At 30.3% G+C, this 15662-nt stretch carries 15 protein-coding genes; 3 read left to right on the forward strand and 12 right to left on the reverse strand.

Annotated elements, in window-relative coordinates; genetic code table 11:
* The first annotated feature begins 15 nt into the window (after positions 1 to 15).
* A complete protein-coding gene (locus YWA_RS0106960) occupies positions 16 to 1320 on the forward strand; it encodes a phenylacetate--CoA ligase family protein (RefSeq protein WP_022827783.1) in 1305 nt (434 codons plus the stop codon).
* On the opposite strand, the gene YWA_RS0106965 is transcribed toward YWA_RS0106960, so the two are convergent.
* The 6 genes from YWA_RS0106965 to YWA_RS0106990 all read right to left on the reverse strand — a co-directional run bounded on the left by YWA_RS0106965 (position 1321) and on the right by YWA_RS0106990 (position 8151).
* Positions 1321 to 2073: a glycosyltransferase family 2 protein gene (locus YWA_RS0106965; RefSeq protein WP_022827784.1), complete on the reverse strand. Its 753-nt coding sequence runs from the start codon at positions 2071 to 2073 to the stop codon at positions 1321 to 1323. It lies immediately after the preceding gene.
* A complete protein-coding gene (locus YWA_RS0106970) occupies positions 2073 to 3368 on the reverse strand; it encodes an exopolysaccharide biosynthesis polyprenyl glycosylphosphotransferase (protein WP_245557704.1) in 1296 nt (431 codons plus the stop codon). The genes YWA_RS0106965 and YWA_RS0106970 overlap by 1 nt, the downstream gene beginning before the upstream one ends.
* 57 nt (positions 3369 to 3425) lie before the next feature.
* On the reverse strand, positions 3426 to 4409 hold the full coding sequence (locus tag YWA_RS0106975) for a UDP-glucuronic acid decarboxylase family protein (RefSeq protein ID WP_022827786.1): 984 nt from the start codon (positions 4407 to 4409) through the stop codon (positions 3426 to 3428).
* Between the two features lie 3 nt (positions 4410 to 4412).
* Positions 4413 to 5693 carry an O-antigen ligase family protein gene (locus YWA_RS0106980; protein ID WP_022827787.1) on the reverse strand — a complete coding sequence of 427 codons (1281 nt, stop codon included), beginning with the start codon at positions 5691 to 5693 and terminating at the stop codon, positions 4413 to 4415.
* A gap of 67 nt (positions 5694 to 5760) precedes the next feature.
* Complete coding sequence (locus YWA_RS0106985) at positions 5761 to 6861, reverse strand: glycosyltransferase (RefSeq protein ID WP_022827788.1); 1101 nt, start codon at positions 6859 to 6861, stop codon at positions 5761 to 5763.
* A gap of 63 nt (positions 6862 to 6924) precedes the next feature.
* Complete coding sequence (locus tag YWA_RS0106990; RefSeq protein ID WP_022827789.1) at positions 6925 to 8151, reverse strand: O-antigen ligase family protein; 1227 nt, start codon at positions 8149 to 8151, stop codon at positions 6925 to 6927.
* 176 nt (positions 8152 to 8327) lie between these two features.
* On the opposite strand from YWA_RS0106990, the gene YWA_RS0106995 reads away from it, so the two are divergent.
* Positions 8328 to 8903 (forward strand): hypothetical protein, encoded by a 576-nt coding sequence (locus YWA_RS0106995; protein ID WP_022827790.1) that lies wholly within the window; start codon positions 8328 to 8330, stop codon positions 8901 to 8903.
* A 48-nt stretch (positions 8904 to 8951) separates the two neighbouring features.
* On the forward strand, positions 8952 to 9770 hold the full coding sequence (locus YWA_RS0107000) for a glycosyltransferase (protein ID WP_022827791.1): 819 nt from the start codon (positions 8952 to 8954) through the stop codon (positions 9768 to 9770).
* Here the strand turns inward: YWA_RS0107000 and YWA_RS0107005 are convergent.
* From YWA_RS0107005 to YWA_RS0107030, 6 genes are read right to left on the reverse strand one after another with little or no spacing between them, the layout of a single operon-like run.
* Positions 9748 to 11112, reverse strand: coding sequence for an O-antigen ligase family protein (locus YWA_RS0107005; RefSeq protein ID WP_051126933.1), 1365 nt, complete (start codon positions 11110 to 11112; stop codon positions 9748 to 9750). The two genes, YWA_RS0107000 and YWA_RS0107005, sit on opposite strands and share 23 nt — an antisense overlap.
* Before the next feature lie 49 nt (positions 11113 to 11161).
* A complete protein-coding gene (locus YWA_RS0107010) occupies positions 11162 to 12376 on the reverse strand; it encodes an MATE family efflux transporter (protein ID WP_022827793.1) in 1215 nt (404 codons plus the stop codon).
* A 12-nt stretch (positions 12377 to 12388) separates the two neighbouring features.
* On the reverse strand, positions 12389 to 13240 hold the full coding sequence (gene rfbD, locus YWA_RS0107015; RefSeq protein WP_022827794.1) for a dTDP-4-dehydrorhamnose reductase: 852 nt from the start codon (positions 13238 to 13240) through the stop codon (positions 12389 to 12391).
* The gene (rfbC, locus tag YWA_RS0107020; protein WP_022827795.1) at positions 13234 to 13785 is read right to left on the reverse strand and encodes a dTDP-4-dehydrorhamnose 3,5-epimerase; all 552 of its coding nucleotides are present in this window, start codon (positions 13783 to 13785) and stop codon (positions 13234 to 13236) included. The genes rfbD and rfbC overlap by 7 nt, the downstream gene beginning before the upstream one ends.
* A gap of 4 nt (positions 13786 to 13789) precedes the next feature.
* Positions 13790 to 14647: a glucose-1-phosphate thymidylyltransferase RfbA gene (gene rfbA / locus YWA_RS0107025; RefSeq protein WP_022827796.1), complete on the reverse strand. Its 858-nt coding sequence runs from the start codon at positions 14645 to 14647 to the stop codon at positions 13790 to 13792.
* A complete protein-coding gene (locus YWA_RS0107030) occupies positions 14648 to 15661 on the reverse strand; it encodes a hypothetical protein (RefSeq protein ID WP_022827797.1) in 1014 nt (337 codons plus the stop codon).
* Between the last annotated feature and the right edge of the window lies 1 nt (position 15662).

The raw sequence follows: 15662 nt of genomic DNA on the forward strand, positions 1-15662 counted from the left end.
AAATAAGCATATTTCATGAAATTATTTGACCTTTCTCTTAAATTAGCTGGTTTTCCGATTGGGAAAGCACAACGTTATTTTGATGAAATCTTACGTATCCCTGAAAATGAGTACGAGGAATACATCAATCAGAAAAAAGCTGAAATTGTCAACTTTCATTTGAAAAACAATTCGTTTTACCGCGAGTTGTGCAAAGATAAAAATACCGAAAACTGGAATGATTTACCCGTTTTGACGAAGGCTGATTTACAGCAACCACTTGCAAGGAGACTTTCTGATGGTTTTACGGAGAAAAATGTTTTTGTTAATAAAACTTCCGGTTCGAGCGGAATCCCATTTGTTTTTGCACGAGATAAATTTTGTCATGCCTTAACTTGGAGTTCCATTATGTGGCGTTTTAAGATTCACAAAATTAATTTAAACCAGTCATATCAAGCACGTTTTTATGGAATGCCACTGCATGGGAAAGCACACTTTATGATTCGAATAAAAGATTACTTTAGTAATCGATACCGGCTGTCCATTTCGGATTTTTCAGATGAAGGAATAGAAAAAATATTAAATCACTTTAGACGAAAGTCATTTCAACATATAAACGGTTACACGACTTGTATTGTTCAAATAGCACTCTATTTAAAAAAGAAAAATTTAGTACTTCATGAATTATGTCCTACTCTAAAATTCTGTGTCACAACTTCAGAAATGCTTTTGGAAACCGATCGTATTTTGATTGAAAAACATATTGGAGTTCCCGTTTTAAACGAATATGGTTCTGCTGAAGTGGGAATCATCGCTTTAGAGAATAAAGATTTAGAGTGGTGTCTTAACCAAGAAGATTTGTTTGTTGAAATTCTTGATGACACTAATAATCCTGTTCCAGATGCAGTTTTAGGTAATATTGTTATTACAAGCTTTTTCAACAAAGCACATCCGTTTATTCGATATAAAGTGGGTGATTTGGGCTCTGTTAAATCTATTTCTGCTAAAAAGAAAATTTTAGTTTTGCTACAAGGAAGAACTAATGATTTTGCATTACTTCCAAGTGGTAAAAAAGCAGCAGGAATGACTTTTTATTCACTTACAAAAGCTATTATGGATAACCAAGGAATTATAAAAGAATTCAGAATAATTCAAAAAAAATTAGATTGTTTTACAATCGAATATTCAAGCGAAGTTCCTTTGTCTAACGAAAAGATTAAGGGTATAGAAGCTAAATTTGATGAATACTTAGAAACCGGTTTGAAGTATGAATTTGTATATAAAAATCAATTGGACCGAACAAAAAACGGAAAATTGAAACAGTTTGAATCTGCTTTATAACTAATTTCTATATTTAAAAAAGCCTTTGTACATCCAATTAACCATATAATAAGCGGATTGCAAAATGGAAAGTTGTTCCACTTCGCGATAAAATTGCCATTGATATTTGAGTAATTTCGACTTTCTTCTTGAAAGTGAATTTTTACGAATTCGGTAAATGGCTAAAGGTTGCTGGATTCCGTAAGCGTAGGGAATTTCCTTTAAATACTGCAACCACAATCCCATATCTTGTCTTTTAAAAATATCAGGCATTTGTTTCTTTCCTAATTTTTCTATGTCGATAAAAGCAGTGAGACAGCTGATTGAATTTGTTTTTAAAATATCCGTGTAGGTTACTTTTTTAGGTACAATAAAGTCGGAATAAACAAATTCCAAATTTTCATTGGAACGTCGGTAGGATGAAAATACAAAAAATACTTGATTTTTAATTATGGTTTCAATACTAGTACTAATAAATTCTGGAAACCAAATATCATCTGCGTCTAAAAAAGTCATGTACTTTCCTGAAACGCGATCAATCCCTGCGTTTCTTGCTTTTGCAGGACCACTATTTTCGTTTAAACGTATGAAAGAAATTCGGTCGTCTTTCTGAGCTTCCTGAATTATTAGTTTTACAGTTTCATCCGTCGAGCAATCATCAACAATAATCAATTCCCAATTTTGATGGGTTTGATTCTGTACAGATTCAATAGTTTGCGCAATATACGCTTGTGAATTGTAGGTTGGCGTTATTATAGAAACTAAGCTTTCCATTAGTAAGCTTTTTCTTCGCCTTTAAAAATATTAATAACGGTTTGAATAATGATTTTTAAATCAAGAATTATCGACCAATTCTCAATATAATACACGTCATATTTAATTCGGTTTACCATATCCTTGTCCGTTTCTATTTCACCTCTATAACCACGCACTTGTGCTAAACCAGTAATTCCTGGTTTTACGTAGTGACGAAACATATACTTTTTAATTCTATTTCCATAGGCTCTGTTTTGTGACCAGAGATGTGGTCTCGGTCCAACAACAGACATTTCTCCAAGTAATACATTGATAAATTGTGGCATTTCATCAAGACTTGTTTTTCTAATAAATCGTCCAATATTTGTAACTCGTGGATCGTTTTTAGATGCTTCCTTTTCAGTTGTTTTATTAATTTTCATTGACCTAAACTTGTAACAGAAAAATTCCTTTTCGTCAATTCCTGGCCTTCCTTGTTTGAAGAAGATTGGACCTTTTGATTCAAGTTTAATTAGTAAGGCCAAAAGTGGAGTTAACCAAGATAGAAGAAACACTATTACAATTAATGAGAAAAAAATATCGAAAATTCTTTTAAATAACTTTGTTATTGGATCGTGTAAAACTGTTTTATGCAAGGAGACTACCGGGATATAACCATAATAATCAACTTTCAAATTGCGAGTAAAAAGATCTTTAGTTTCTGGTATAAACTTTAATACTTTAGAATTTTCGTCTGCAAATTCAACCATATTAGAAACTTGTGAATCATTCAAGTCAAATAATGAGCAATACATTTCATCAACTTCTTCCTTATTAACAAAAAAAACACATGCTTCAATTGCAGCCTTTTTATCTAGTTCTGTAAAAAAAGTTTGAACAACTTGATATCCGTAATCTGGATTATTAACAAAAAATGAGTTTAGTGGATCTAATCGGTTTGCACTTCCAAGAAGCACTACCTTTCGAATATTTGCACCAGATACGTTACGATACTTTCGTAGGAAATAATATATGAAAATTTTCAAACTACCTACTACTAAAATTGACGCGGTAGTATATAAAAGAATTTCTTTAGCATTTGAATCGTTGCTGTAAATTCCGAAAAAAGCGAAACAAAAAATTGTAAATAAAGCAAATTGTTTTAAAATTTGATTTCCAATAGCTATAACTTTGGTAAAACGATAGACTTCGTAAAACCCAATATTTAATGCAATAATTATCCACGAAAGTGAAATAAAAATAATAAAATAGATAGTAGAAGCCATCTCTGACAGAATTAGAAAAGCAAATGTATTTATTATTGCAAAATCCAAAATGTAAGAAAACGGTCGGATATAGGCTGAATATCTACCGGTTTTAGTCTTCATTTTCTAGTTATTATAATTGGAGAAATCTTTGTGGTCTTCTTTCAGCAACTCATCTGTAGAAAGTGATTTGAAATAATCATAAGTAATTTTCATCCCTTCTGCTCGACCTACTTTAGGTTCCCAGCCTAAAATTTCTCTCGCTTTAGTAATATCAGGTTGACGTTGCAAAGGATCATTCATTGGTAAAGGCTGGTAAACAATTTTCTGCTTAGTACCCGTAAGTTTGATGATTTCTTCGGCGAAGTCTTTAATTGTAATTTCATCCGGGTTTCCAACATTAACAGGTAACGAATAATCTGAATGTAAGAGCCTGAAAATTCCTTCTACTTGATCACTTACATAGCAAAAAGAACGCGTTTGCATTCCGTCACCAAAAATAGTTAAATCTTCACCACGTAATGCTTGACCTATAAAAGCTGGAATTACACGTCCGTCATTTAAACGCATTCTTGGGCCGTAGGTATTGAATATACGTAAGATTCGAGTTTCAACACCATGAAATGTATGGTACGCCATCGTAATTGATTCTTGAAAACGTTTAGCTTCGTCATAAACTCCTCTTGGTCCAATGGTGTTTACATTTCCGTAGTATTCCTCTGTTTGTGGGTGAACTAATGGATCTCCATAAATTTCAGATGTAGAGGCAATTAAAATTCGTGCATTTTTAACACGAGCTAAACCTAGTAAGTTATGTGTTCCCAACGAGCCTACTTTCAACGTTTGAATAGGAATTTTTAAATAATCAATTGGACTTGCCGGAGAAGCAAAGTGCAGAATGTAATCTAATTTTCCTGGAATATTTACAAATTTAGTAATATCGTGGTGGTAAAATTCAAAATGTTCAAGCTTGAATAAATGTTCAATGTTTTTTAAATCACCTGTAATAAGATTATCCATTCCTATTACATGATACCCTTCCGCTATAAAACGATCGCACAAATGAGAGCCTAAAAATCCCGCAGCTCCTGTAATAAGTATTTTCTTCATTCTTTACGCTTTTACTTTAATTGGTTTTATATGTTCCATTGAATTAAATATGCAATATAAAACAATGAAAAATATAATTCCTCGTTGCCTGCAAAACATGGATTCTGTCAAAAGTAATATTATCATCGTTACCGCAAACACAAGATGCAAAAAATTTTGATTATAAATGGCATTTTTTAAATTTACTAGTAACATTAAAATTAATGTTAGAAAACCAAAAAAACCTAATTCTGCAAATGTTTGAATATACTGATTGTGAAAATTGAATATTTTATATCCTAACGATAGTTGATGCTCTTCCACTTTTTTCTCAATTTCAGGTTGGGAAGCCCCTAAGCCAAATCCTGTGAAAAAAATATTCTGTTCGTCAAGCATTTCTTTAAATACTCTTACTTGAAAAACTCGTAAGGCAGTTCCAGGAAAAAAGTTATTTTGTTGGAAGTCTTGTCTATTCCAAGCCTCCTCAATTGTAATATTATTTTCTCGCTTCTCTTGCTCAGAAATATTTTTATTTAAAATGTTATCAACAAATGCAGTTTCAGATTTTGACAATAAGCGATCTTTTATCTCTTCGCTCGAAGCTACTGAAACTAGAAAAAATAGAAAAAAGGCAAAAACGGTAATTACTTTTACACCTTGATGCGTTTTAGAGAAAAAAATATAATAACAAATTAATAAAATTAAATCAATAAAGAAGAGGCTTCTTGAAGAAAGTAAAAAAACGAAAAGCAACAATGTAAACATCGCCAATCTTTCAATACTATTTTTTATTTCAAGTGAAACGAAGTAAAACATTGCAAAAGAGGCAAATGATGCCATATATATTGCATTTAAGTCAAGAGATACTAATTCATGGGAAAAAAAGACATTAGGATTTTGTGTAGCTGTAAATTTATAAATCGCTAAAATGAAAAAATACACAGCATAAAAAACCATGCTGTAACTAAATATCTTGAAAATTTTAGAAATGTTATTCGTATCCAATTTAGGAATGACTAGAAAAGCAGCAGGAATTAGTAAGAAAATTATTGATTTCTTAAGAGCCGAAAGCGTTGCATCATAATCATTGGTCCATATAAGAGACAACATCATAATCGCGTAAAGAAGGATTGGTAAAATTAATGCTTTATTGAAAGAAAAATTCCAGTATTTAAAATTTACAATAACACTTACTAGGAAAATAATAACTGAAATGCTTCCGACGGCAAAATTTAATGGTAAAGTTACGATAAGCAACGCTAAAAAATAAATGTGTCGATTAGGGTCGGATAATTCTGATTTCATATGTAGGAAAAAATCTTTCATTTAAACATGTGTTATATTGGCGATGATTTTAAAATTATATAAGCGTTTAATTACAATTTAAATGGTGAAGATCACATTTTTCTTTGATGTACAATCTAATTTGCTCTTCAAATTTAGTCTTTGAAAACCGCAATGCGTTATTTCTAACCTCAACCGGGTAAAATTTGATTTTTTCAAATTGCAGTATTGCGTTTTTAAGCGATTCTACAGATTGTTCTTTAAAAAAAACACCTGTTTGTAAATCGATTACTGTTTCCAAAACACCTCCTTCTGCATAAGCGATTACAGGAGTTCCGCAAGCTTGTGCTTCAATTGTTGCGATACCAAATGCTTCAACACCCATTTGAATAAATCCTTTCGCTTTTTGAATATACTGGCTCACTTCTTCCGCTTTTAAAAACCCTTTGAAAACAATATTTTCTGCTGCAGTACTTTTCAATGTAGAGAGTAGACTACCATCTCCTATCACTATTAATTTTCTACCAGAATCGTTGAACGCTTTAATTACAATATCAAATTTTTTCACATGAACTACTCGACCCACAATTATATAATAATTTTCTTTAATTATTTCTAAAGGAAAATATTGCAATTCTACAGGTGGATAAATAACGGTAGATTCTCTATTATATTTTTCTTTTATCCATTTTTTCACAAATAAGGAATTAGCAATTATATAATCAGGACGTTGGGCTTGCTTTACATCAATCTTCCTCAAAATGTAAATCAGTGGATAAAAAACAGGCTTAAAAATTCCAAAAAATAATTTACTATCTTCCCAAATATAATTAAAATTTCGAGCCTGAAAATAACTAATATGTAGTTGATTTATATTTGATTTGCGAACTCCTTTTGCGACTGCATGAGAAGAAGAGAATATGAGTTGTGCATCTTTATCAATTTTAATTCTATCAATTAAAATATGGAAAGTAAAAAAGAATAATCTAAATTTATTTTTAGTGTATTTTAAAATTGTTTCTTCAATAATTGAATCTTTTTGAGGAAAAATCTGACGCAATTCCTCAGTTTTCATCGTATTAATCAGTGTAAAAGACTTGTCAAAAGAAACAATTTTTTCGATTGTAGAGATGACTCTCTCGGCTCCACCAAACTTATCCAACCAATCTATTACAAAAACCTTTTTCAAAATTACTTTTTAATTGTTAGGCAAATATAGCTTTTTTAAGCTACTGGTAAATAACTATAAGTACTATTCACACTTACTTATCGCATGTTCTCGCTTGCTATTAAACTCAGGTATATTAATTAAAACTATTAATAATGCAAAAAAGTATACACCTATTTGACGATAAAGCACATTTTCAACAACAAGAAAAAGAAGCACGGAAATTATGATTGCAGTCGCGAAATAATTTTTTCTTCCCCTATAAAGTTGGACGATAAAAAAAGTAAATAATAAAAAAAATCCTAAAAATCCTGATGTTAGAAAAGTACCTATGAACTGATTATGTGTATTTAAATCTGTTTCTATAAAAAAGTTAGCACGGTGCTTATTATCAATTGTTGTCACATAGCAATCCGCCAAAAGTTCGTCTGATTTTCGTTCTGATTCTAATCCAAAAAATTTATCAAAAGTAGGTGATTTGACAATAGAATAACTGCATGGCCAAATTATAAATCGCGGTTCATGTCGTTTAAATTTCTCTATTGATTCTCCATAGTCACTTGTAATAAATAGTCTCTCTTGTAAATTTTTATTTAAACCAATTAGTACTATTATCACAAGTAAAAAGATGGAAAGGTAAATTAGTAGTTTTTTTGTAGCTATTTTTAAGTAGAATAAAACATAAAGAAACAAAACAGTGCCCAATGTAAGTATTGACATTCTCGCAGAAATCAGAAAAATTGTAACAATTATATATAGACAATACAAGGTGACTATAAATTTAATCTTTGGAATTTTAGTAGCCATAAAAACAGCAATTAATGCTGAAATTATTAAGAAAAACCCTAAGTAAGGACGCTCCATATATAAAATTTCATTTACCGATGTGCCTTCAAACGGCAAAAATTCGTTGAATTTTAAATAATTAGAAAAAACACCGTATAGTGCCCGAGTAGAAATAATAAATCCGCAGATAACAATTGCAATGAGTATTTTATAGAAATCTTGAACTTTTAATATCAATAGAGGAATTAGAATTATAGGCAATAACAAACTGTATTTATTTTCACCTATCGTGCCCGTAAAAAGCCCTTTAATCAGCCAATATAAAAGTAATATTCCTAAAAAAACGAACTGGGGTTGCAGTAGTCTAGAGAAATCTAGTTTTTGTATCCTTTTGTAGTCAATTATAAAAAACAGTGTTAATGCAATCAATAGCACATTAGGAAGTTTTAACGAAAAAGGAATTGCTAAAATTAGTATGCAGAACAAATAGTCATATAAAGAGCCTTTAGAAACGGTTAAATTCATTATACAATCTTAAAATAATTACGTTTCAAATTTAAAATTTTTTTCAAGAAATGGAAACTATAATTTAGTATAATTGAAACAATTAGAGTTTTTATTTTTACTAAAATAAAATTTTGGTATTTTTGAAATAAAATATCACTTTTGCACAAGATATTAATTTAATCAAAATCGTTCCAATGAAAAAAATAATTTTAGGTGTATCTGTTCTATTGATTACACTTTTTTCATGTAAAAATGAAAATACAACTGATGGTCAAGCTGCCATAACTACTGCAGAGAAACCTCTTACAGAATTAGAAAAACTTGAAGGCAAAGTAATTAATACAGAAAATGGTGAATGGTATGTTGTCAAGGATGGTTTGAGATGGAAGGTTTCTTCTGAACAAGCAACGACAGATTACTTAAAATCTATCGAAGATGGGAATAATTATGTAATAAAGAATGTTCCATCAGCTTTGGCAGACCAACTTCCTATTGGAGGTGAAATTTTACCGAAAGTGATTTTTAAAGATCAATCTTCTGATGAAATTTACAATAACAAAGTGGTCGAAACTTCTACTGGCGAATGGTTTATAATAAAAGAAGGTGAACGATGGAGAGTTGATTCAGAGCCAGCAACTACAGATTATCTTAAATCCATAGAAAATGGTAAGAATAATATTATAAAAAATGTTCCATTAGAGATAATTCAAGAATTTCCAGTTGTGGGAAAAGTTTTGCCAAATCTTAATTATAAAAGAGACCAAAAGTAGTTTAATACCCAATTAAAAATTCGTATAAATCTACCTTAATTTTAAATCATGATAAAAAAGTCAGTTGACTGCAATATAATTGTTTTAATGTCTCATTATAATGATAATGACCGATTGATTAAATGCCTTTCTTCATTCAGAGAAGAAATTGCTGTAGATGTTCTTATAGTGGATGATGGGAGTGTCATTAAACCTTCCGAGGAAGAACTTCAGCTCTATTTTAAGGTTGGAAAAGTAAATTTGGTTCAAATGAAGCAGAATTCGGGATGTGGTAAGGCGAGAAATCATGGATTAGAAATTATTTCTCAACTTGATTATAAATACATCGGAACAATGGATTCAGATGATTTGAATAAAGAAAACAGGTTTACTAAGCAATACCGATATTTAGAAGAAAATAACGACGTAAAATTGCTAGGATCTTGGTGCGACTGCATTGATGAAAATGGTATGTTTTTATTTACACAAAAATATCCTGTATCCTATAAAAGCATAAAAAATAAAATGTTTTTAAATTCAATGGTGGCGCATCCGACAATGCTTTTTCATTCTTCAATTTTAAGTAAAATTGGTTTTTTTCAAGAGAAGTATAAAATCGCAGAAGATTATGCTTTTGTATTTAAGGCTAGTAAACATTTTAAAATTGAGAACTATCCAGAGGCCTTAATATACTACACAATAAATAATAAAGGATATTCGAGTGTTTTTAGAAAGAGACAAGTGAAAGATCGAATCCAAATTATAAAAGACAACTTTTATTTCGGATTTTATCCCATTTACGGTCTCTTAAGAAATATTCCGCTATTATTTATTTCAAGAAATCTACTCACTTCAATAAAAAAAATTAAGGGCTCTGTTCTACAATAGGGCTTTCCGAAATCTTATTTAGAAGAGATATTAAAATTGCCACGCATAACCAAAAACCATATTGTCTAAAAAAATCTGTTTGCATCCAATTTAAACTTAAACCTGTAAAACTTAAAATAAGAATAAATCCTAAAATTTTATAGTTCAAGTTACATACTTTGAATAAAAATATGGACTTTTTTATACAATAAAAAATAAAAAATAAAAAAATAAAAACACCAACAATTCCTATTTCTGCTAGTAGTCTTGTATACATATTGTATGCTGTTGGAAATGACCTCAAGCTGTTATTTTGATACATAACTTTAAATTCCCAATTATTTTTTTTAGCCCAACCTGGATAATGAAATCTTTTATGATAGGTTTCTTGTCCAAAACCTACTCCAATAATGGGATTTTCCTTAAAAACCTGTAGTGAAGCATATTGCATACCAAATCTACTTTGATTCGAGATGTTGTTTTTTAGATTTTTACTAAAATTTAAACTTTCGACTTTTTCATCTACAGCTTGAATCACTTTTTCTCCGTTCATTAGTAGTAGGAATCCAATTGCAATAAATCCATATTTAAAGATGCTAATTACGTTTTTTCTGTAATGAGGCATTGAATATAAAATACTTAACAATATGATTACTTGAATTCCAATATTAATCAATGCTGTTCTAGAACCAGAGAAAAAAGTTAAAAATAAGACCATTAAAGTAGGAATAAAACGATAACGATTTTTAGATGTCAAAATATAGCTAAACATCCAGCCAGAAACAGTAATTAGATAGTTTCCAAGCGATGGTGCCTCATAAGCTACAGATGATATTCGACCATTTATCATATAATTTACATTTAGAAATGGAAAATATTCAAATAATGAAAGAATATTTCTTAAAATATTGATATTAAAAAAGACAATCAAAGTTTCTATAAAACCATATACAAAAACAAATAGTAACGAAATCAAAAGCACCTTACGTATTTTTAAAAGCAACTGTTCTGCAGTCCAAACCCGAATTACATTAAAGAAGAAAATTAAAAAGAAGAGTGACGGTATTAAAAGCGAAACATATTGTCGGAAAAACCTATATACACCACTAGTATGTTTAAAATAATTTTCTGTAACTGTGGCATAATTTAAAAGTGTAGTCAAAAAACACCAAACAAAAAAGAGTAGTAAAATTTGAAACAGTTTATTTCTGTAGGGAATTAGTATTTTACCACTTAATAGCACTTCAATTCCTAGAACGAAACAACCTGCCATAAAGAAGAACGCTCCAGCTTCATTTTTATATTCACCGAAAGCTTCAACGCCTTCAAAATCATTAAACGGAAAGAAAAACCAACCCACCATAAAAAGTAGCGTATAAATTTGACGTAACGTTATAGAATTAGTTGATGTTTTAAGCATGATTTAATTGTCTAATAAGGATTTTCTTCATAATAATACATCTTACGAGCCAAATTAATATAATGCATATAACTATCGCTTCTAAAGACTGAAAAAAAGTGGAACTTCCAATAATTAAAACCGCGAAAAATATAAAAATTAAATTAGCTTTTTGCAGCGATTTGATATTTGTCTTTGCTTCAAAAGCGGAATTAATCGATGCGGAATATAATCTGACAACACCCATAATTATCAATAAAATAATAACATTTGTGTATTTATCAAAATCAAAATTCAGGCGTTCATATTGGTTTACAATGTAGGAAATACCAAACAGCAAAATACCCAACCCACATCCAAGAAGCAGAAATTTTTTATTAAATGCATTAAATATTGAAACACTAAACTCTTTTTTAAAGAAAATCAATTGTTTAAATCCAATGTAATTTTGAAATATTGAAAATGGTGCTAAAAAGAAATTCGTTAAATAAAAATAGTTTCCAAACTCTTCAACACTGAATTTATATTCAACCAAAAAACGATCACCAAAAGCCAAAAAAGAAAAAGTGGTGATAGAGATGAAGAACTGAAAAGCGGTAAACATTAAATCTTTCTTTGAAACATTTTCGTCAAAAATAAATCTAATTTTTTTGAAACAAAATATAAATCCCACTATAAATATAAAAATGGTACTACTTAGAATAGCATTTATAGCATAGTCAAAAGATACGTTCTTGTAGAAAAAAGCAATTATAGCAATAAAAATTAAAAAAAACCGCCAAAAGTTTGAAACAAATTGTGCGATTACAAAATTAGTGTTTAAACGAAAAGCATTAAAAATAAAAAGCAATGCCACCATGGATAAGGAAGAAAAATACAATAAAAATTGATTAATATAAACCTCATTAAAATAGAATTGAAAGCTTAAAATTCCTATTATTGGAGTTATTAAAATAGTCCAACCTACAAGTTTTATCTGAAACTTTTGCGTTGTTATTATATTGTTATTCGACTGGAAAGAATATCGCAAGAAAATTTGCTCTAAACCCAATAACCCAAGAATATACATCACCGATAAATAGGTCATCAAAATCGAATACTGACCATACTCTAAATCAGTAAAAATAATTTTAAATAATACATTAGATAAAAAAAAACATCCCGCACCTAGAATTATAAGTACAAATGAAAAATGTTTTTTTCCATGAAAAATAATTGAATTTAACAATTTTTTTGATTTCTAAATTACTACAAACTCTTCCCATTCCCTAACCTCAACTCCAAAAATCCTCTTAATCTTACTTTTGTCCAAAACACTGTAAGCAGGCCTCTTCGCCGGTGTCGGATAATTTGAAGTTGGAATTGGTTGTAAATCTATATTAATGTTATTGATTTCAAATATTTTCTTTGCAAAATCATACCAACTGCATTGGCCTTCGTTACTGAAATTGTAGACTCCGTAGTGAGATGCTGAAATGAATTCATCATCACAAGACTTAATTATTTTTAGCAAGGCTTTCGCCAAATCTACCGCGTTTGTTGGCGTTCCAATCTGATCATTGACGACAGAAAGTGCATCTCTTTCGCTTCCCAAGCGTAACATCGTTTTCAAAAAATTATTTCCAAATTCTGAATAGACCCACGAAGTTCTGATGATAAAATGCTTTTCCCAGATTTCCTGAATGGCCTTTTCTCCTTCTAGTTTTGTTTGGCCATAAACTCCTGTTGGATTTGGACTATCTTCTTCAGTATACGGTTTCGTTGCTGCTCCATCAAATATGAAATCAGTAGAAATATGAAGTAAAACGACACCAAATTCTTTACAAACAATTGCTAAATTCCTTGGTCCTTCTACGTTTATTACTCGCGCTTTTTCAGGTTCAGATTCAGCTTTATCCACAGCTGTGTAGGCCGCTGCATTAATACAAAAGTCCGGTCTTGCTTCTGCAAAAATAGTTTTACAATTTTCTAAATTAGTAATGTCTAATTCAGAGGAGGTGTAAAACTGGAATTCAATTTCAGCATATTGATTGGCGATGCTTTGTAAAGCCTGCCCCAATTGTCCCGAAGCGCCTGTAACTAAGACTACCATGCTTTTTTTGCGTTTTCTAATGTTGGTAACACCAAATCCTTCTCTGAAATAATCAATCGATCTGTTGAAAGTCGCCAGTCAATATTCAATGTTACATCGTCAAACGTAATTCCGCCTTCCGATGCTGCATTATAAAAATTATCACATTTATAAAAAAAAGTAGCCGTTTCACTTAACACTAAGAATCCGTGAGCAAAACCTCTTGGTACAAAAAATTGTTTTTGATTTTCACCTGATAACACCACACTTACGTGTTGACCAAAAGTTGGCGAATCAGGACGAATATCAACTGCTACATCTAAAACTTCTCCAGACAAAACACGTACAAGTTTAGCTTGAGCATAAGTTCCCGTTTGATAATGCAAACCTCTCAAAACGCCTTTCGCAGAAAAAGATTGGTTGTCTTGAACAAAATGTACTTCTTGTCCAACGCCATTTTGAAAAGTTTTTTCATTAAAACTTTCCATAAAATAACCTCTTGCGTCTAAAATTAATTTGGGTTCTATAATAAAGCAGCCTGAAATAGATGTGGGAATAAAATTCATGTTTTTATATAAGACTTAACAAATGTGTTCCGTAGCCGCTCTTAAGCAAAGGTTGGGCTAAAGTATTGAGTTGTTCTGCATTGATAAAGCCCATTTTAAATGCTGCTTCTTCAATAGAACCTATTTTTAATCCTTGTCGTTCCTCAATTACTTGGACGAACTGTGACGCTTGCATTAGAGAGTTAAAAGTTCCTGTATCAAACCAAGCTGTACCACGATCTAAAATGCTAACTTTAAGTTTTCCACTTTCAAGATATGCTTTATTTACATCAGTGATTTCGATTTCACCTCGTTGACTTGGTTTTATATTTGAAGCAATTTCAACAACATCATTATCATAAAAGTAAATACCCGGAACTGCAAAATTAGATTTAGGTTTCAAAGGTTTTTCTTCTATAGAAAGTGCTTTTCCGTGTTCATCAAAATCAACAACTCCATACCGTTCCGGATCGTTGACGTGATACGCATAAATGATTCCGCCACTCGGATTGTTATTGGCTTGCAAAAGATCTGCTAAACCCGTTCCGTAAAAAATATTATCGCCTAAAATTAACGCTACTTTGTCAGAACCTATGAATTCTTTTCCAATGATAAAAGCTTCCGCTAACCCATTAGAATGTTCTTGAACAGCATATTCAAATTCACAACCCAATTGAGAACCATCACCCAATAATTGCCTAAAAAGTGGTAAATCATGTGGAGTTGAAATTATTAAAATTTCACTTATTCCCGACCACATTAAAGTGGACAACGGATAATAAATCATTGGTTTGTCATAAATCGGCATTAGTTGTTTACTAACTGCCAAAGTCAACGGATGTAAACGTGTACCTGAACCTCCTGCAAGAATAATCCCTTTCATTTATACCCTTTCTTTAAATTTAATAAGTTGTTTTTTATAAAACGAACGAACTATAACTAAAAATATAAATCCTAAAATCAAGATAACAGGTATGATGAATTTCATCTTAACAAAAATGCTTTTAATTTCTTTAACGTTTAAAACTGTACTTTTATCATTTACAATTTTAGAAAGTGATAAAAGTTCTAACCTTAGTGATCCTTGTGTAGAAATTAAGTTGTTCTTCGTTTTTATAATTTCGTTTAATTGCGTATTTTCATTATAATAAATCAATTTGTCACTTTTCTGTGATGCAGTAGTTTTTGAGCTAAATTCGTCTAAAATAATATCTATTTGCTTAATGACTTCATTATTCTTCCCAATTATATTGTTAATATTAACTACATACTCTTTTTGAATTTTTTTATAAAATTCTTCGTTGTTTAAGTAATTTAAAATAGGATCAATAAGATTTTCTTTAGTTACTTTTCCTTTAGTAGTAATGTGAATTAAGTGTGTACCATAATTCCTTCCTGTCAAATCATCATTAATAACCTTGTTAATATCAGCACTTTCAGAAAGCAACTTCAATAATTCAAAATTTTGCGTATTTTGAGCATTCGAAACTGTGTTAGTACGTTCATTAACGAAACCATAAATATCAACAACTGGTTCTATTTCGATAAGTGAGACAGATGCAGGGTTTTTAACACCAATTGATTTAAAAAATAATGTATCTCTTTCTTTAATTTTCGATTCTAATAAATCAATTTTTGAATATAAAAGATTTGTACTTCCGAAGTTTGGATTTACGTAAATTTCATGATTATACGTTTTATTTCCCTTATCAAGGAAATAGCCTAAAACTAAACCAACAATACCGAGAATGATGAAATAGAGAATATTTCGTATTATAAACTGAAAACAATTAAAAACCCAAATTAAAAAACTTTGATAAGATTGTCCAATTTTCTTTGAAATTTGCGATAAATCAATTTCCTGATTATCCGAAACTTTTGGTGGTGTAATATTCATT

It is taken from the genome of Flavobacterium antarcticum DSM 19726, from assembly GCF_000419685.1.
Classification (GTDB): Bacteria; Bacteroidota; Bacteroidia; order Flavobacteriales; family Flavobacteriaceae; genus Flavobacterium; species Flavobacterium antarcticum.

Bases quoted from the DNA above. Each gene is read 5' to 3' on its own strand.
- YWA_RS0106960 (WP_022827783.1), top strand. From the start codon at position 16: ATGAAATTATTTGACCTTTCTCTTAAATTAGCTGGTTTTCCGATTGGG.
- YWA_RS0106965 (WP_022827784.1), bottom strand. From the start codon at position 2,073: ATGGAAAGCTTAGTTTCTATAATAACGCCAACCTACAATTCACAAGCG.
- YWA_RS0106975 (WP_022827786.1), bottom strand. From the start codon at position 4,409: ATGAAGAAAATACTTATTACAGGAGCTGCGGGATTTTTAGGCTCTCAT.
- YWA_RS0106980 (WP_022827787.1), bottom strand. From the start codon at position 5,693: ATGAAATCAGAATTATCCGACCCTAATCGACACATTTATTTTTTAGCG.
- YWA_RS0106990 (WP_022827789.1), bottom strand. From the start codon at position 8,151: ATGAATTTAACCGTTTCTAAAGGCTCTTTATATGACTATTTGTTCTGC.
- YWA_RS0106995 (WP_022827790.1), top strand. From the start codon at position 8,328: ATGAAAAAAATAATTTTAGGTGTATCTGTTCTATTGATTACACTTTTT.
- YWA_RS0107000 (WP_022827791.1), top strand. From the start codon at position 8,952: ATGATAAAAAAGTCAGTTGACTGCAATATAATTGTTTTAATGTCTCAT.
- YWA_RS0107005 (WP_051126933.1), bottom strand. From the start codon at position 11,112: ATGGTGGGTTGGTTTTTCTTTCCGTTTAATGATTTTGAAGGCGTTGAA.
- rfbD (WP_022827794.1), bottom strand. From the start codon at position 13,240: ATGGTAGTCTTAGTTACAGGCGCTTCGGGACAATTGGGGCAGGCTTTA.
- rfbC (WP_022827795.1), bottom strand. From the start codon at position 13,785: ATGAATTTTATTCCCACATCTATTTCAGGCTGCTTTATTATAGAACCC.
- rfbA (WP_022827796.1), bottom strand. From the start codon at position 14,647: ATGAAAGGGATTATTCTTGCAGGAGGTTCAGGTACACGTTTACATCCG.
- YWA_RS0107030 (WP_022827797.1), bottom strand. From the start codon at position 15,661: ATGAATATTACACCACCAAAAGTTTCGGATAATCAGGAAATTGATTTA.